The following is a 16010-nucleotide window of genomic DNA, read 5'->3' as shown; positions in this document are numbered from 1 at the left end:
TCAGCCTCCGAACGCGCACATTGCGACGGTGGCCGCCAGTGCGCCCAGCGACGCGGCCGCGATCAGCCAGGGGATAGAGCTGGCAGGCGGCCAGATCGATGCCGCACCGGCTTGCATCGCGGGCGCAGGCGCCACGGCGGCTGGCGGCGCCGCCGCATGCTGCGGGCGGCCCAGATGGGCCTGGAACCGATCGAAGAATTGCGCGGTCATCTTGGCGACCACGCCCTCGACCAGCCGGGCCCCCACTTGCGCCAGCTTGCCGCCTATTTCCCCGTTGGCCTCGTATCGAAGCCGGGTCTTGCCGGCGCCCGGTTCGTCCAGCTTCACGCGGACCTCGCCTTTGGCGAACCCCGCCGGTCCGGCATTGCCTTCGACCACCATGCGGTACGACTCGCGCTCGACCATGTCGAGCAGGCGCATCCTGGACCGCATGCGTACCCCCACGGGACCGACGGCCGCCTTGACTTCCAGCTCGTACTCGTTGGGCCCTGTCGCGGTAATACGCTCGCACCCCGGCAGGCATGCCTTGAGCACGTCGGGATCCAACAGCGCATCCCAGACCCGGCCTTTCTCTGCCTCGAGCAGATAATCACCCTCGATTTTCATCGGCTCCCCTGCTTGCCGCGAACGCGCATCGCGCAATAGCGCGGCAAGATTGTTCATGGAAATTGGTAAGGTAGTAATAGAGATGCCCATTCCGGCCAGGGCGTGCGACACGGCATTGCCGATCACCGCCCCGGTGGGCACGATCCCGCCCTCGCCCGCCCCTTTCACGCCCAGCGGATTGCCGGGCGACGGCGACAGTTCCAGGGTGTCGCCACGGATCACTGGAAATTCGGTACTCGTCGGCAGCAGGTAATCGGCGAACGTACCCGTCAGCAATTGCCCGCTTTCGTCGTAGACGAATTCGTCCAGGAACGTGCCCCCCAACCCCTGCATGGCGGCGCCTATGGCCTGGCCATGGACGATCTCGGGGTTGATGACGCGGCCCAGGTCCTCGACGCAGTAGTAGTCCAGTACATCGACGCTTGCCGTCTGCGGATCGACCGCCACTTCCGCAAGGTGCACACCGAACGTATAGGTGAGTTGGTCGGAGAAGTACTCTCCCACGACCTCGACTTCGCCCCGATCGGTGGGGTGGTCATGAGGAGCTATGCCTTGCGCCAGCTGGGACAGCGTCAGGCTGGCCTCGCCGGTCTCGCCGTCGACCACGCAGCCGTCGCGCCATGCGAGCGAGGCGGCTGGCCGCCCCAGCTGTTGCGCCGCACGTTCGAGCAGCCGCTCGCGCATGGCAAGCGCGGCGCGATGTACGGCGCTTCCGCTCATGACCGCCGATCGGCTGTGATAGGCGCCGAATCCTTTATCCAGCAAGGTCGTCGAGCCATGCCAGACCCGGATGGCCGCCATCGGCACATCCAGTTCCTCTGCCAGCACCTGCGCCATGGAAGTCTCGTGCCCTTGCCCGGCCGTCGACGCGCCCACCGCCAGATCCAGGCAGCCGTCATGGCGTAGCGTCAAGCGGGCATATTCGCCCGGCCCTCCGCCGGTCGACTCGACAAAGCACGCCAGGCCGAAGCCGATATACCGGCCGTCCCGCAGCTTCCCATTGTCCTTTATGCGCTCCTGCCACCGGAAGGCTTGGAGGGCGCGCGTCAGGACCTCTGGGTAGTTTCCGGAATCGTAGACGGCCGGCCCCATATTGGGCACGAGCGCACCCGCGTCATAGGGAAGCTCCTCGGGCCGGATCAGATTGCGCTGCCGCAGCACGACGGGATCGACACCCAGCTTCTGCGCGGCGATGTCGAGCAGGCGTTCGCGCGCGAAGGTCGACTCGTAACGGCCTGGGCCTCGGTAAGTCCCGGCCGGCGTCTTGTTGGTGCATACCGAGAACACATCGAACCGGGTAGCGGGCACTCGATATGGGCCAGGCAGGAACTGGGTGCCCTTGCCCGCCATGACGCCGGTATTGGTGCGCACGTAAGCGCCATGATCCACCAGCATGGTGCCGCGCATGCCCAGGATGCGGCCCTCGGCATCGAACGCGATCGCCAGTTCGCAGTGCGTCTCGCGCGAGTGGTTGAGCGCCATCAGGTTCTCGCGCCGGTCTTCCACCCACTTCACCGGCCGCGCCAACTTCCGCGCAGCATAAGGCACCAGGAAGTCTTCCGGATAGAAGTCGCCCCGGACGCCGAAGCTTCCGCCAACGTCGCACTCGATCATGTCGACCTGGCCCGGTTCGAGCCCCAGCATGCCGGCGAGGATGCCGCGATTCGCATAGGGGACCTTGGCGGCACCCCATACCGACATGTGCTGACGCCCCGCATCCCATTCGGCAACCAGGCCCCGGCACTCCAGCGGTACCGCGCTGTGCCGGTGGACATAGAAACGTTCCTGGACGACCAGGTGGGCCCGTTCGAACGCGTGCTCCGCGTCTCCGAATCCGACCTGGTATGCGGCGGCCTTGTTCGTGCCCTGCGCCGGATGCAGCAGGATCTCGTCTTTCATGGCCTCGTGCGCGTCGACCACGACGTCAAGCGGATCGATCCGGGCTTGCACCAGCTCGGCCGCATCCTCGGCCAGGTACGGATCGTCCGCAATGACCAGGGCCACGGGTTCGCCGACATAGCGCACCGTATCCACTGCCATGGGCAATTGCGCAAAATGCTCCATGCCCGGCAACGGAACGGTCCGCTGCGGAATAGGCTTGAGCAACGGCGCAAGTTCCACCCCGGTGATCACATCGAGCACCCCGGGCAGCCCACGCGCGGCCTCGCAGTCGATGCCCCGGATGACGCCGTGGGCCACGGCCGATCTCACCACGCGGGCATACACCTGTCCCGGACGCTGGACGTCGTCCACGTAGCGGCCGCGGCCGGCCACGAAGCGGGTGGCCTCGACCCGCGGAACCGCCTGCCCGATCATTCGATTGCTCATGACTCACCTCGCCGGGCGGCTTCGTCCACGATGGCCTCGACGATGGGCTGGTATCCCGTGCAGCGGCAGATGTTTCCCGAGATCGCATGCCGGACGGCATCCGGATCGGGACGCCCGCCCTTGCGCAAATAGGCTTCGGCGGTCACGATCATGCCCGAGGTACAGAAACCGCACTGCAGCGCGTGGTGTTCGCAGAAGCGCTGTTGCAGGGACGACAGCTCGCCCTCGGGCGTGAGTCCCTCTACTGTGGTGATGGACTGCCCGTCGGCCTGGACGGCGAACATCAGGCAGGCCCGGACCGGCTCTCCGTTCAGCAATACGGTGCAGGCGCCGCAAACGCCGTGCTCGCATCCCAGGTGGGTGCCGGTCAGGCCTAGCTCCTGGCGCAGGAAATCGGCCAAGGTCAGCCGGGCAGGCACCCGCGCGCCATGGCTCTGTCCATTGATGGTCAAAGAAATTGCAAGGCGTTCCGTCATCGGGCCGCTCCGATAGGTTCGGGTCCGGCGGCGTCGCCGAGCGCACGCTCCACGCAAGCCAGGACCAAGTCTTGCCGGAAATCGGCGCTCGCGTGCAGGTCGGAGCGGGGAGATACCGCCGTGGCCGCCGACAGCGCCGCCATGGCCAATCCGTCCGCCGCAGGCGCATGCCCGACCAGGTGCGACAGTGCGGCATCCATCCGGCGGGGCCGGTCTTCTACCGCAAACACCACGAGCCGGGCCTCCCGGATTACGCCGGCGTCGAACCGCAACCCGGCCATCGCTCCGGCCAGGGCAAAATCGCCATGCCGCCGCGATATTTCGCAGAAACCCCAGCGCCATCCAGGCGCAAATGGAGGAAAGGCCACGCCGGCGAGCAACTCGCCTTCCTTGAGCGCGGTCTCGTAGACGCCCACGGAGAAATCCGGGGCGCCGACCTCCCGGCTATAGCCCGGTCCGCATATCGTCATGCTTGCATCCAGCAACATGCACAATGCCGGCCACTCCGCGGCCGGGTCGGCATGGCAGAGGCTTCCGCCCAGCGTGCCGCGCGTACGGATAGCCTCGTGCGCGACATAAGGCATGACCTTGCCGATGGCCGGCCAACCGGCCTGCACCCGCGGGTCGTCCAAGAATCGCGCATGCGTAACCATGGGTCCGGCGAGCAGGCGGCCGCGCTCATCGACGGACAGTTCCGACAAGGCCGGGATCCCGCCCAGGTCGACCAGTACGCCGGGGGCCGCCAGGCGAAGATTCATCGCGGGCACCAAGCTCTGGCCGCCGGCAATGATCTTGGCTTCGCCCGAAAACTCTCGAAGAAGATCGAGCGCTTCCGTCACGCTGCGCGGGCGCCGATAGCTGAATGAACCGGGTTTCAAGCAAGGCCCCTTAGTTGACTTTCAATCCCAGGCGATCGACGAGGGGTTGGAACTGGTTGATTTCCTTGGCATATCGCGCCATGGCATCGGCCGGCGGCATCCCTTCGGGCTTGATTCCCATCTGCTTCAGGCGGCCGGCCACTTCCGGCGAATGCAGGGTGGCGTGCAATTCTTCCTGCAGGTACTTGACGATGTCGGACGGCGTGCCTTTGGGCGCCGCAACCGCCGAATACAGCGAAAAATCAAAATCCTTGATGCCCGATTCAGCCACCGAGGGAACGTCCGGCAGGATCGGGTTGCGCTCAGCGGAAGTCACCGCGAGAGCCTTGGCGCGTCCCGAGGCAACCAGCGGAGCCCCCGGGCCCACGTCGGCGCTCAGCAGCTGGATGTCGCCTGCCATCAGTGCCTGGGCGGCCAGTGCCGTGCCCTTGTACGGGACCTGCATCATCGTAATGCCCGCGACTGCGGCAAAGTACTCGGTGGGTACCTGGAACGAGGCACCGGCCGAACCGTAGTTCAGCTTCCCGGGATTGGCCTTGGCATATTGGATCAGTTCCTTGACCGTGTTGAACGGCTGGTCCTTGCCCGCCACCAGCACGATGGGATACGAACCCAGGATGGTGACGTGTTCGAAATCCTTGTTAGGATCGTAGGGCAAGGTGTTGTAGGTAATGGGGTTGAACACCATCGGTCCGCTGCCGCCCACCAGCAAGGTGTAGCCATCGGCCTGGGCACGCGCGACGTACTGCGCGGCGATGATGCCGCTCGCGCCGCCCTTGTTTTCCACTATCACGTTCGCGCCTATGCGCTTGGACAGTTCCGAGGCGACAAGACGGGCCACGAGATCCGTGCCGCCGCCCGGGGCGAACGCGACCACGAAACGAATGGGTTCCTTGGGATAGCCGCCGGGCCCATTGCCGGCCATGGATACTCCGCCCGCCAGCATCGCGACGAGAAAAGTGATGAGTTTGCGTTTGAACATTGGGATCCTCTTCAAGCTTGGGGAATAACAGGGGCCGGCGGCCTTACAGGCTCGTAGTCACGGCGTCGTAGCTCATAATCCACTCGTAGCGCTCGCGGATTTTCTCGGGTGCCCACTCCTTATCGACGTAACCGTCGGCGGTCGCGGGATCCAGCAGGGCGTGATTGTGGAAGCGGCCGAGGTTCTCGGCGGACTTGTTGACGATCCGGGTCGTGCGCTCCACGCGTGCCTGCTCATAACGCTGCAGGCCCGCTTCGACGTCGTCGAACTCGCTCAGCGCTCGTGCAAGAACCAGGCCATCCTCGATGGCCATGTTGGCGCCTTGCGCCAGGTAAGGCAGCGTCGCATGGCACGCGTCTCCCAGCAGGGACACGCGGCCCTGGCTCCATTTCTGCAGCGGCTCGCGCAGGAAAAGCGCCCATTTATAGGGCGTGTCTATCTGGCCCACGATGGTCTGGATATCTTCGTGCCAGCCCGCATAGTCGCGGCGCAGCTCCTCGTGGCTGCCCTCTTCCGTCCAGGACTCGCTGGCCCATCCCTCGCGCTCTACGTGGCCGACGAAGTTCAGCAAGGAGCCGGAACGGACCGGGTACAGGATGACGTGCCCTTCCGGACCGATCCAGTTGACACCGACCGGCCGACGCAGGTGCGCCGGCAAGCGCTTCATATCGATAATGCCGCGCCAGCAGCAGCCGCCGGTAAACTCCGGTTTGTCGGGTCCGAAGAGCCCCTTGCGGATGTTGGAGTGCAAGCCGTCCGCGCCGATGAGGACATCGCCCGCGACCGAACGCCCGTCTTCCAGCTGCAGCGTCACGCCGGAGCCATCTTGCTCGAACGACACGGCGCGGCTGTTGATCTCGCACGCGTCGGGCTTGAGCTTGAGTACGCTCTCGAGCAGGATCTTGTGCAGGTCGGCACGATGCATCATCAGGTAAGGCACGCCATAGCGCTCGATGGACTCGGCGCCAAGGTTGAAGAGCGGCCAGGTCTTGCCCGAATTCCAGACGCGCACTTCCTTGCCCTGGGCATCGACCCCCAGCCGGTCGGCCTCGGCCTTCAAGCCCAGCGCATAGAGCACGCGGACGCCGTTCGGACTCAGCTGAACGCCGGCGCCGATCTCGCGCAAGGCCTGCGCCTGCTCGAAAACCGTCACATCAAAGCCCTTTTGCAACAAGGCCAGGGCCGCCGTCAGTCCGCCGATTCCGCCGCCGGCGATAAGAACATGTTGTTTGCTTGACATGAAAAGTCGCTCGCTCGATTAAAGGTTAGATAAGCGCCAGGACGTCATCGGTCTTCATGACGTCGGCGTACTTGCTGTTCATGTCAAACAGGTTGACGGCATGGGAGGTTTGCGAGCGATCGAACACGGCGTCGTAAGGAACCATGATGGGATAGCCGAACGACGAGCCATCGATGACCGAGGCCCGGATGCATCCGCTGGTAGTGGTACCGGCCATGACCAGGCCGTCCACGCGCAGCGTCGTCAAGTAGCTCGCCAAGGGGGTGCCGAAGAACGCACTGGCATGGTGCTTGGGCAGCAGGATGTCGCCCTCCTGGGGTGCACATTCCTCGACGAATTCATAGCCGTCCAGCGGGATACCCATGATGGCCGGCACTTTCTCGGCGAAGCGCTGCCCGTCGTGCGCCTTCTTAGGCGCCACGTGGGGATAGATGACGGGCAGTCCCTTGGCTCGAAAAGCCTGGATCAAGCGCGCGATATGAGGAATGGCGCGCCAGCCGAACTCCCCGCAGCTGGTCGGGTACTGCTTGATGGATTCTTCGATCGGGGCGCGCACCCGGCCGACGGACCGGTACTGCACATCCACGACCAACAGTGCGGGCCGTTTCGGCGGGGCGCTTGAATTCCCGAAACCGGCGTGCGCGTACAACGCCAGTTCGTGCGGGGGGATGATCGAGGCCCAAGGAGGCGCCTCCGTAGCCAAGCGTGCATCAGTCATCTGCGGTCTCTTGTGTGTCGCGTTTCAATTTCAGAACGCAATTCTGACAGACAGAACTCATGGTGTCAACGAAAAGCTGCGCTGGCGATGCAGCGCAGCTGTTTTGCTCGGAATACGGTGGAGAAAGCCCGGGCGGCCCCTAGCCCAGGTACTTCCGGCGGATGGACCCCACGTGCGCTTCCATGGTCCGCACGGCTGCCTCGCGGTCGCCGCGCACGATGCAGGCAAGCAGGTCCTCCAGCTCGGCGACGTTGGCGCGCTCGGCCGCGTCGACCTTGGGCCGGAACCACAGCAGCATGGAGCGGTCGAGCAGCAACGCGGCAAACTCGGCCAGGGTGCGATTGCCGGCGGTCTCGTACAAAAGGTGGTGGAAGCGCCGGTCGATCTCCATGCCGCCGGCGTGATCCTTCTGCCGATAGCGTTCCCAGCCCATGGCGACCAGCGCTTGCAATTGGTCCACGATTTCGGGCCGCATGTTGTCCACCGCCAGGCCAGTCAGGAACGGCTCGACCAGTTGCCGCGCCGCAATCAGCTCCAGGAAGCCATCCAGGGTCTCGGCCTTGACCAGCATGCCCTTGCGCGGCAGGATCTCCACCAGCCCTTCGCGAGCCAGCCTATGGGTCGCCAGGTGGACCGGGCTGCGGCCCAGCCCCAGCCGTTCGCACAATTGGGCGACGTTGATGTACTCGCCCGGCCGCAGTTCATGCGACAGGATCAGCCTCTTGACCGCCACATAGGCCTGCTCCCCCAACGACAACGCGGAAAGGTCGTGATCGGCCCCGTCGCCGGCAGGAGTACGCGAGGTCTTCGAAGATCTAGGCATGCGGCGTGTTCAAGTGGTGTGAAGCGATGAAGCGTATGCGCCCGCGATTGTAGCCTCCCGGGCACCGCCCGCCTCCCTCGCTTAGTCCGGCTTGAGTCCGGCCTTGTCCACCGCCACCCGGTACTGGTCCGATTGTTGCTGCAGGAAGCGCGCGAAATCTGCCGGCGCGGACGGCTTGGCCTCCATGCCTTGCTGCCGCAGGGTCTTCTGCACCTCCGCATCCTGCAGCGCCTGCGCGAACAGCCGATGCAGGCGCTCCACGCGGTCGTCCTCGACGCCCGCGCGGGTGAGCAGGCCCATCCAGGTCTCGGAGGTAAAGCCCGCCAGTCCTGCCTCGGCGAAGGTCGGTACGCCCGGCAATGCCGCCGACCGCTGCGATCCCGATACCGCCAAGGCCTTGACCTTGCCTGCGGCAATATGCGGCGCCACTACGCCAACATCGCCTAGCGTTGCGTCAACCTCGCCCGACAGCACCGCCATCGTGGCCGGCGCCGATCCCTTGTACGGCACGTGCAGCATATCCACGCCGGCACGTTGCTTGAACAGTTCGAAGCCGAGGTGCCCCGAGGAACCATTGCCGAACGACGAAAAGCTGGCCTTGCCCTGCTGTGCCTTCGCCCAATCGATGAACCCCTTCAGATCGCTGGCAGGCACCTTGGACGACACCACCAGCACATGCGGATTGGACGCCAATTGCGTCACCGGCTGGAAGTCCTTGCGCGTGTCATACGGCAAGCTCTTGATCAGGTAGGGATTGATGACGAAGCTCGCCGCCATCATGAACAGGGTATGGCCGTCGGCGGGCTTGCCCAGCAGCGCCTGCGCGCCGATCACGGTACTGCCGCCCGGCCGGTTTTCGACGATCACGCCGACCCCGGCCTCCTTGCCCACTGCCTGGGCCAATGACCTGGCCAGCGCATCGGACGAGCCGCCGGCCGCATACGGCACGACCAGCGTCAACGGTTGCGAAGGAAACTTCTGCGCCGCGGCCGCCGCGGACAGAAGGCACAAACTCAAACCCAGCACGAACTGCTTCATGGAAACTCCCTGGAACGAGGCACGACAAGAGGACTCGGCACGCGGCGCGGCCGACGGAATACAAATGGCTGCGAGCGTCAACCGCCCGCTCCCAGGCGGGCCTGGCCCTGGATCTCGACCAGGATCTCGGGCTTGGCCAGGCCTTTGACTTCCACCAGCGCGCAAGCCGGGAAATCGCCCGTGAAGAACTCCCTGCGTGCACGCCAGACGCCCTGGTTGCCTGACATCCGCGTCACGAAGACCGTCAGCGTGACGACATCGTCGATCTTCCCGCCCGCCGCTTCCACCAAGTGCTTGATCTTGGTGAAGATGACGCGCGCTTGCTCGTATTCGTCGCTGCCTTCGATCGTGGTGCCATCCTTCGCCCGCGAGGTCAGGCCCGACAAGTAAAGGGTGTCGCCCACCTGCAGGCAGTTGGACCACAGCCCGGGCTCCGCCTCGGCGACGTGGGGGGAAATAATGCGCTGCTTGCGCGTCATTGCTGCTCCTTGCCATGTGAAATTTCAGTGAAATTTCACTATCATATCGATGATCACGGCATTTGACCAGCGCGGGCCCACCCGGCGGGGTACGGCAAAAAAGTGATCGTTATTTGAAAACTGCGCGAGGTCCCGGACGTGTTTTGCGGCATCATCGCGGGCCATGCCGTTGCCTTCATGCCCCTGCGACTCCATGAGCAAGCTCATCATCCGCGACGCCCAATGGACAAATAGCGCGGCAGCCGCCGCGCGCGCCCTGCTGGCCTCCCTCTCCATAGTGGCGTTTTCCGGCTGTGCGACAGTCACCCCGCCTCCTGGCGCCGCACCGGCGACGGTGTCCATGGACGCGGGCCAGGCCGAGAAAAGCTACCTGGACCGCGCGACCGGCCAGGCCCTGACACGCGATCGGGTCACTGTCAGCGTCGCGGCCTTGCGCGACGAGGAAAGCGCCGCCAGCTTCGGCTTGCCCATGGCCGAACGCGGCGTGCAGCCCGTCTGGGTCAAGATCGAAAACCGCAGCTCGCTGCCGTACTGGTTCATGCCGGCGTTCATGGACCGCGACTTCTACTCGGCCCGCGAAGCCGCCTACCTCTTTCACTCCGGCGCCGGCGGCGCATCGGCCCAGCAGATCGAACGCAAGTTGACCGAGCGCCAGATCAAGGTGCACGTCGCGCCCGGCCAGACCTCGAGCGGCTTCGTCTACACCAACCTCACGCGGGGCATCAAGCTGATCAACGTCGAGCTGCTGGGCGCGCGGCACGTGCTGCGCTTCGACTTCGCCCGGGAACTGCCCGGCGGCCATTTCGACTACCAGACCGTCGATCCGGAGCGGCTCTACCAGCCGGAGCGCCGCAAGCGGGTCGACCTGAGTTCGCTGGGTGCCGAACTGGAGAAGCTTCCCTGCTGCACCACCAATGCCGCGGGCACCCAGCAAGGCGATCCCCTCAACCTGGTCATGGTCGGGTCCGAGCATGACGTACTGGTGGCGCTGGTCCGCGCAGGATGGGATTTCACCGAAACCATCAATGCGTCCAGCGTCGGCCGCATGATCAGCGTGTTTGCCTTCGGCGGGAACTACCGCACCTCGCCCGTCAGCGCGCTGCATTTCGACGGCCGCCAACAGGACTTCTCCATGCAGCGTGCGCGCGCCAGTATCTCGCAGCGCAACCACCTGCGTCTTTGGCTGACGCCGCTGCAGGTAGGCGATGCGCCCGTCTGGATCGGCCAGATCAGCCGCGACATCGGCGTGAAGGTCACCACCCATTCCCCCACGTTGACGACGCACGTGATCGACCCCGACGTGGACGAAGCACGCGACTACCTGTTGCAGGACATGCTGATGACCAGCAACGTGGCGCGCTGGGGCTACGCGGCTGGCGTGGGCCAGGCCAGCCAGGACCAGCCCCGCACCAACCTGGCTGCGGACCCATACTTCACCGACGGCCGGCGGCTGGTGCTCTTCGTGGCGCAAAGCCCGCGCGCCATGCAGGACGCCGAGTTCGTCCAATGGCATCCGGACGACTGCGATCCGGCCAAGCCGCGCGAAGCCCGGCGCCATTGCGTCAGGTGAACGATCTGCTGGCTGCCTGTAGACCTCGCTTATCCGCCGAACAAGTGGGGTTCACACCGCCGCCCCACAAGCAACACGAATCTCATCCAACAGCGCCCGCACGCTGTCCGGCAACTGCGCGCCGCTCCGCGTCGTAATCCCTATCCTCCGCTGCAGCCCGTCGAGCGATACCGGCAGCATGCACAACTGCCCAGCTTCGACCTCGTACTGCAGCTGATGGGTCGACAAAACCGTCAGCATGCCGCCCGTCACCAGCATCCCCCTGACCAGCGCCAGGTCGCCCGTCTCCACGGCGGGAACGGGTGGCGGTTCGCCATGGGCGGCGAAGAAGGCCTCCAGCGACTCGCGCAGCGGCGTGCCGGGGCGGGACAGCACCCAGGACTGGCCGCGCAGGTCGGCCAGTTGTACCCGTCGGCGCTGCGCGAGGGGATGTGTGGTCGCGGCCATGACGCACAGTTCGTCGGTAAACAGCAGTTCGTGATGCAGGGCCTGGTCGCCATCGGGACGCAACGCCCCGATGATGAAGTCCAGCTTGCCGCTCAGCAGATCTGCGCATAGCTGCTCGTAGGGGCTCTCGCGCGCATGCACGCGCAATTCAGGATGCGCAGCGCGGAGCGTGGCGATGGCCTGCGGCAGGATGCGGGTACGGGCGAGCGGCAGCGCGCCGACGGCGATCACGCCGGCCATGCTGCCCCGCAGCGCCGCGATGTCCTGGTTCAGATAGCGCAGCTCCGCCAGCGCCCGATCGAACCTGAGCAGCCACCGGCCGCCCTGGGTGCTGGGCACCATACCGCTGGGGGTGCGCAGGAAAAGCCGTTCGTGCAGTGCGGCCTCCAGCCGGGCAATCGAGGCGCTGACGGCGGGTTGCGACACGCCAAGGCGCCAGGCGACGGTCGGCATATGGCCGGTCTCGGCCAGCAGCGATGCCACCGTCAACCGGCGTTCGTCGAACAATCCTTCGACGGCTGCCGTGGTGGGCTCGATAGTCCGGCCGGCGCGAGCCGCTTCGTCCAACACCTGTTCGAGCTCATGTTCGATCCGGCAGAAGCGGGCATAGGCCAGCCGGCCGGCGGGCGTCGGCAGCATGCCGCGCCCGTGGCGCTCGAACAGGGGCACGCGCAGGCGCTGCTCCAGCTGACCAATGGCCCGGCTGACCGCCGACGCGGTGCGCAATAGCGTTTCGGCGGCCGGGCGGATGCCTCCATCCCGGGCAACCGCCGCCGACACGCGCAGTTCGCGCAAGGGAATCAAGTCCAGCCGGGAGAGCGTGTCGAGAGCGTCGGGTCGCATGGTAACCAATAAACAGAATCGAACGGGCGGTTTGCACAACTCAACCCGCCCACGTGCCCGGTTGGCACAATTCCCCAGAGCATCCAGGATAACGATGCCTGAACAGATAAGAGTACGACAACAGAGGAGACACAGAATGGATGACCGCCTACGGGGGGCCGCGCGCCGCCGATTCCTCAAGCTGGCTGCCGCCGCACCGGCCCTGGGCGCCTGGCCGGGATTGTCGCGGGCGGGCGCTTATCCGCAGCGGCCGCTGACCTTCGTCGTGCCGTTCGGTCCCGGCGGCAACGTGGATAGCGTTGGCCGCCTGCTGGCTGCGGCCATGGGTCCTCTACTGGGGCAAACCATCATCGTGGAGAACCGCGCCGGCGCGGGCGGCAGCGTCGGCGCCGCGCTGGTGGCACAGGCCGCGCCCGATGGCTACACCTTGATGGTCGGCTCGAACGGCCCGCTGACCGTGAACCCCTTCGTGCAGGCTAGGCTGCCCTACGACCCATTGAAGGACTTCGCCCCCATCACGCTCGCAGGCTCGGTCGCGCATGTGCTGATCGCCAACAAGAGCCTGGCCGCCAAGACGCTGCGGGATGTAACCGAGCTGTCGGCCCGGCAGTTCGTCGGCTGTGCATCGTCCGGGGTGGGCAGCGCTACCCACCTCACGCTGGCGCGCTTCAACGCGCAGACCGGAGCCCGGATCGAGCACGTGCCCTTCCGCGGCGGCAATACGCTGGTACCGGCGCTGCTGGGCGGCGACGTCCAACTGGCATCGATGGAATTCTCCACCGCGCTGCCGCTGCATCAGGCCGGAAAGGCCCGCATCGTCGCGGTCGCCGCGGCCCGGCGCAGCCCCTTGGCGGCGGACGTCCCCACTTTCATCGAGAGCGGCGTGGCGGAATTCACGGCGCAAAGCTACGTCGGCCTGCTTGCGCCAGCACGCACCCCGGCAGACGTGCAGGCCAAGCTGGAGCAGGCGGCCAATTCGGCGCTGGGTTCCGGAGAGCTGGCGGACCGGTTGCGCGGCCTGGGCCTGGACGTGGCCGATACCGCACAGCGGCAGCGTAGCGGCTTTGCGGCCTTCCTGCACGCCGAGTATGAACGATCGGGCGAGGCCGCCCGACTGGCGGGCATCAAGCCCGAATGATTTTGCAAGAGAGGATCACATGAGCATTACCCTGGGCATTATCGGATTCGGCGAGGTCGGCGGCATCTTTGGCCGCGGCCTGCGCGACAAGGAAGGCGTGGACAAAGTCTGCGCCTGGGACCTCAAATTCGGCGGCGACGCCGGCCCCACGGCACGCCAGGCCGCTACCGCGGAAGGCATCGAGCCGGTCGGCAGCATGGCGGCGCTCTGCCAACAGGCAACGCTGCTGATTTCTGCCGTTACGGCGTCCAACACGCTGGCCGTGGCCGAGGAGGCCGCCCGCCACGTGCGTCCCGGCACGCTGTTCCTGGACCTGAACTCGGCTTCACCCGGCACCAAGCGCAATGCCGCCGCCGCGCTGGAAGCCGCCGGCGCCCACTACGTCGAAGCCGGTGTCATGACCTCCGTCCCGCCCTACGGCATCCGGGTCCCCATGCTGCTGGGCGGCGCGCGGGCGCAAGACCTGGCCGCCACGCTGGCCGGCTGGGGCATGGACGCCAAGCCGGTGTCCGATGAACTGGGCGTGGCATCCGCGATCAAGATGAGCCGCAGCATCATGATCAAGGGCCTGGAAGCGCTGGTGATCGAAAGCTACGCCACCGCGCGCCACTATGGCGTCGAAGACCACGTGCTGCCCACGCTGCGGGAAACCTTTCCGCAGATCGACTGGGCCAAGCAAGGCGCCTATTTCTTCAGCCGCGTGGTCAAACACGGCAAGCGGCGTGCCGAGGAAATGCGCGAAGCGGCGCAGACGGTGCGCGAGGCCGGTTTCGACCCGTTCATGGCTAGCGCGACCGCCGACAAGCAGGCCTGGGTGGCCGGCCTGGCGCAGGAAGGCTTGTTCGACGGATTGGACGCCCAGTCGCCTTGGCAGGCCTATGCGGACCGTTTGCTTTCGCGTCGTTGACCGTTGCGCGCCACAGGACACGACCGCCTTATTGTTTCAGCTCGGACACGGCCTGCGGCGTGTTCCTGAAACTGATCGCCATCCGGTTGTAGGCATTCATCAGGCTGATGGCGATCGTCAGGTCGACCAGTTCGCTCTCGTCGAATACGGCCCGTGCCGCCTCGTAGTCCTCGGGTGGCACGCCAGTCTCGGCCACGCGCGTGACGGACTCCGCCCACGCCAAGGCGGCGCGCTCGCGCTCGTCGAACAGATCGCCGGCTTCTTCCCACGCCTGCAGCAGCGTGAGCTTTTCGATGGACTGCCCTTTCTTCAACAATGCCCGCGTGTGCATGTCGAGGCAGTAGGCGCAGTTGTTGATCTGCGAGATGCGCAGGTAGACCAGGTCGACGAGGGTATGGGAAAGACCGCTCTTCATGACGTAGCTATAGACGCTTCCCAGCGCGGCCACGCCGCCCGGGGCGATCTTGCTGTAATCGAGACGTTGGCTCATGGTGTTTACTCCTGGATGAGAGGACTTGCCGGACGAGGCGCCCGCGGCTGTTGCGCGGCCCCTGCCGGCGTTCTAGGAACCAGGGCCGCGAGGCCCAGGGAGATGGGTGGAATGAGCCATTTACCCCGTCCAGTGTAAACGGCCGTTCCGGATCAGGGCATCAAGCCACGCTGGCGCAACACGGCCTTGGTGATCGCCTGCCGCGCCGGCCCGTCGCTAAGCTGCGCCATGCGCATGTTCAGCGCATAGAAGTAGACTCTCCCACCCCGCTCCAGATAGCCGACCAGCCAGCCGATCTGCTTGTCCTTGGCCGGTTCCAGCCCGGTCCAGCCGGATTTGCCGCTCAGCCGATAGACATCGGTCGCTTCGAGCAGGAGGGCATCCTTCACGATGCGGGTAGAACGGCGAGAGACACCCAGCTTCTCGGTATAGAAGCGCTGCAGGAAGCGCACCTGCTGCAGCGCGGAGATGCGCAGATCGCCCGTCAGCCAGAAGTCATCGATGCGGCCGCCGATGTTCCGGTTGCCGTAATCGAACCGGTCCACGTAGGCCTGCATGCGGGCAGCACCGATGCGGCGGGCCAGCTCCTGGTAGTACCACACCACCGAATTCGGCAAGGCCGTGGCCAAGGTATGGTCCTGCGTCCAGGCCCGCGGCCACCAGTCCTGCCTGGGGGCACGGCGGCTGTCCCACCGCAATGCGAAGTCCGGTCCGCTCGCAACGCCGGTTTCCAGCGCGATCAACGAATTGGGAATCTTGTAGGTCGAGGCCGGCAGGAATCCTACCTGCGCACGGGGCGCGTCATGGCAAACCAGTGCGCCCGTCTGCCCGTCGAGCAGCACAAAGGTTCCCTGGGCCCCGGCCTGGCTAAACACGCGGGACAGGTTCGGATCTTCCTCGCACGGGAGGGCCGCCCAGGCAGGTGCGGTCGCGAGCAGCGTCATGCCGCAAGCCGCGGCGAGTTTTCGAAATAGGTTCAGTCGGAACATGATGTCTCTTGCAAAGTCTGGAGTGAATGACTGGTGTGCACGCTATCCCGGGTAACGG

General features: G+C 65.7%; 16 protein-coding genes. 3 read left to right on the top strand and 13 right to left on the bottom strand.

The annotated features are described in order from the left end of the window. The 10 genes from QHC78_RS05595 to QHC78_RS05550 form a co-directional block, all read right to left on the bottom strand. On the bottom strand, positions 1–2934 hold the full coding sequence (locus QHC78_RS05595) for a molybdopterin cofactor-binding domain-containing protein (protein ID WP_319742902.1): 2934 nt from the start codon (positions 2932–2934) through the stop codon (positions 1–3). Further along, a complete protein-coding gene (locus QHC78_RS05590; protein ID WP_319742901.1) occupies positions 2931–3410 on the bottom strand; it encodes a (2Fe-2S)-binding protein in 480 nt (159 codons plus the stop codon). Before QHC78_RS05590 ends, QHC78_RS05595 begins: the two co-directional genes overlap by 4 nt. Next, on the bottom strand, positions 3407–4288 hold the full coding sequence (locus QHC78_RS05585) for an FAD binding domain-containing protein (RefSeq protein WP_319742900.1): 882 nt from the start codon (positions 4286–4288) through the stop codon (positions 3407–3409). The genes QHC78_RS05590 and QHC78_RS05585 overlap by 4 nt, the downstream gene beginning before the upstream one ends. A 10-nt stretch (positions 4289–4298) precedes the next feature. Beyond that, positions 4299–5270 (bottom strand): Bug family tripartite tricarboxylate transporter substrate binding protein, encoded by a 972-nt coding sequence (locus QHC78_RS05580; RefSeq protein WP_319742899.1) that lies wholly within the window; start codon positions 5268–5270, stop codon positions 4299–4301. 43 nt (positions 5271–5313) lie between these two features. Continuing rightward, positions 5314–6510, bottom strand: a complete 1197-nt coding sequence (locus tag QHC78_RS05575; RefSeq protein ID WP_319742898.1) for an FAD-dependent monooxygenase — start codon at positions 6508–6510, stop codon at positions 5314–5316. 25 nt (positions 6511–6535) lie between these two features. Next, entirely contained in the window at positions 6536–7228 is a 693-nt protein-coding gene (locus QHC78_RS05570; protein ID WP_319742897.1) for an isochorismatase family protein, read from the bottom strand. Between the two features lie 139 nt (positions 7229–7367). Continuing rightward, positions 7368–8051, bottom strand: a complete 684-nt coding sequence (locus QHC78_RS05565) for a GntR family transcriptional regulator (protein ID WP_319742896.1) — start codon at positions 8049–8051, stop codon at positions 7368–7370. A gap of 81 nt (positions 8052–8132) precedes the next feature. After that, positions 8133–9089 carry a Bug family tripartite tricarboxylate transporter substrate binding protein gene (locus QHC78_RS05560; protein WP_319742895.1) on the bottom strand — a complete coding sequence of 319 codons (957 nt, stop codon included), beginning with the start codon at positions 9087–9089 and terminating at the stop codon, positions 8133–8135. 77 nt (positions 9090–9166) lie between these two features. Beyond that, positions 9167–9568 carry a RidA family protein gene (locus tag QHC78_RS05555; protein ID WP_319742894.1) on the bottom strand — a complete coding sequence of 134 codons (402 nt, stop codon included), beginning with the start codon at positions 9566–9568 and terminating at the stop codon, positions 9167–9169. 24 nt (positions 9569–9592) lie between these two features. Continuing rightward, complete coding sequence (locus tag QHC78_RS05550; RefSeq protein ID WP_319742893.1) at positions 9593–9778, bottom strand: hypothetical protein; 186 nt, start codon at positions 9776–9778, stop codon at positions 9593–9595. Between QHC78_RS05550 and QHC78_RS05545 the strand changes: the two genes are divergently transcribed. After that, on the top strand, positions 9762–11138 hold the full coding sequence (locus QHC78_RS05545) for an LssY C-terminal domain-containing protein (RefSeq protein WP_319742892.1): 1377 nt from the start codon (positions 9762–9764) through the stop codon (positions 11136–11138). The genes QHC78_RS05550 and QHC78_RS05545 overlap by 17 nt on opposite strands. Before the next feature lie 51 nt (positions 11139–11189). Here the strand turns inward: QHC78_RS05545 and QHC78_RS05540 are convergent, their stop codons facing one another. Beyond that, positions 11190–12428, bottom strand: a complete 1239-nt coding sequence (locus QHC78_RS05540) for a LysR family transcriptional regulator (protein ID WP_319742891.1) — start codon at positions 12426–12428, stop codon at positions 11190–11192. 136 nt (positions 12429–12564) lie between these two features. Between QHC78_RS05540 and QHC78_RS05535 the strand changes: the two genes are divergently transcribed. Both QHC78_RS05535 and QHC78_RS05530 read left to right on the top strand, forming a co-directional pair. Further along, a complete protein-coding gene (locus tag QHC78_RS05535; protein ID WP_319742890.1) occupies positions 12565–13566 on the top strand; it encodes a Bug family tripartite tricarboxylate transporter substrate binding protein in 1002 nt (333 codons plus the stop codon). Positions 13567–13585: 19 nt separating this feature from the next. Further along, on the top strand, positions 13586–14473 hold the full coding sequence (locus QHC78_RS05530; RefSeq protein ID WP_319742889.1) for a DUF1932 domain-containing protein: 888 nt from the start codon (positions 13586–13588) through the stop codon (positions 14471–14473). 28 nt (positions 14474–14501) lie between these two features. Here the strand turns inward: QHC78_RS05530 and QHC78_RS05525 are convergent, their stop codons facing one another. Next, positions 14502–14963 (bottom strand): carboxymuconolactone decarboxylase family protein, encoded by a 462-nt coding sequence (locus QHC78_RS05525; RefSeq protein WP_319742888.1) that lies wholly within the window; start codon positions 14961–14963, stop codon positions 14502–14504. 152 nt (positions 14964–15115) lie between these two features. After that, entirely contained in the window at positions 15116–15952 is an 837-nt protein-coding gene (blaOXA, locus tag QHC78_RS05520) for a class D beta-lactamase (RefSeq protein WP_319742887.1), read from the bottom strand. Between the last annotated feature and the right edge of the window lie 58 nt (positions 15953–16010).

It is taken from the genome of Pigmentiphaga sp. (assembly GCF_033795525.1).
Taxonomy (GTDB): Bacteria; Pseudomonadota; Gammaproteobacteria; order Burkholderiales; family Burkholderiaceae_B; genus Pigmentiphaga.
The sequence above is the reverse complement of the archived record's forward strand: the minus strand, read 5'-3'. Positions and strand labels throughout refer to the sequence as shown.

Coding starts and splice junctions, on each gene's coding strand:
- QHC78_RS05595 (WP_319742902.1), bottom strand. CDS start 2,934: ATGAGCAATCGAATGATCGGGCAGGCGGTTCCGCGGGTCGAGGCCACC.
- QHC78_RS05590 (WP_319742901.1), bottom strand. CDS start 3,410: ATGACGGAACGCCTTGCAATTTCTTTGACCATCAATGGACAGAGCCAT.
- QHC78_RS05580 (WP_319742899.1), bottom strand. CDS start 5,270: ATGTTCAAACGCAAACTCATCACTTTTCTCGTCGCGATGCTGGCGGGC.
- QHC78_RS05575 (WP_319742898.1), bottom strand. CDS start 6,510: ATGTCAAGCAAACAACATGTTCTTATCGCCGGCGGCGGAATCGGCGGA.
- QHC78_RS05570 (WP_319742897.1), bottom strand. CDS start 7,228: ATGACTGATGCACGCTTGGCTACGGAGGCGCCTCCTTGGGCCTCGATC.
- QHC78_RS05565 (WP_319742896.1), bottom strand. CDS start 8,051: ATGCCTAGATCTTCGAAGACCTCGCGTACTCCTGCCGGCGACGGGGCC.
- QHC78_RS05560 (WP_319742895.1), bottom strand. CDS start 9,089: ATGAAGCAGTTCGTGCTGGGTTTGAGTTTGTGCCTTCTGTCCGCGGCG.
- QHC78_RS05555 (WP_319742894.1), bottom strand. CDS start 9,568: ATGACGCGCAAGCAGCGCATTATTTCCCCCCACGTCGCCGAGGCGGAG.
- QHC78_RS05545 (WP_319742892.1), top strand. CDS start 9,762: ATGAGCAAGCTCATCATCCGCGACGCCCAATGGACAAATAGCGCGGCA.
- QHC78_RS05550 (WP_319742893.1), bottom strand. CDS start 9,778: ATGATGAGCTTGCTCATGGAGTCGCAGGGGCATGAAGGCAACGGCATG.
- QHC78_RS05540 (WP_319742891.1), bottom strand. CDS start 12,428: ATGCGACCCGACGCTCTCGACACGCTCTCCCGGCTGGACTTGATTCCC.
- QHC78_RS05535 (WP_319742890.1), top strand. CDS start 12,565: ATGGATGACCGCCTACGGGGGGCCGCGCGCCGCCGATTCCTCAAGCTG.
- QHC78_RS05530 (WP_319742889.1), top strand. CDS start 13,586: ATGAGCATTACCCTGGGCATTATCGGATTCGGCGAGGTCGGCGGCATC.
- QHC78_RS05525 (WP_319742888.1), bottom strand. CDS start 14,963: ATGAGCCAACGTCTCGATTACAGCAAGATCGCCCCGGGCGGCGTGGCC.
- blaOXA (WP_319742887.1), bottom strand. CDS start 15,952: ATGTTCCGACTGAACCTATTTCGAAAACTCGCCGCGGCTTGCGGCATG.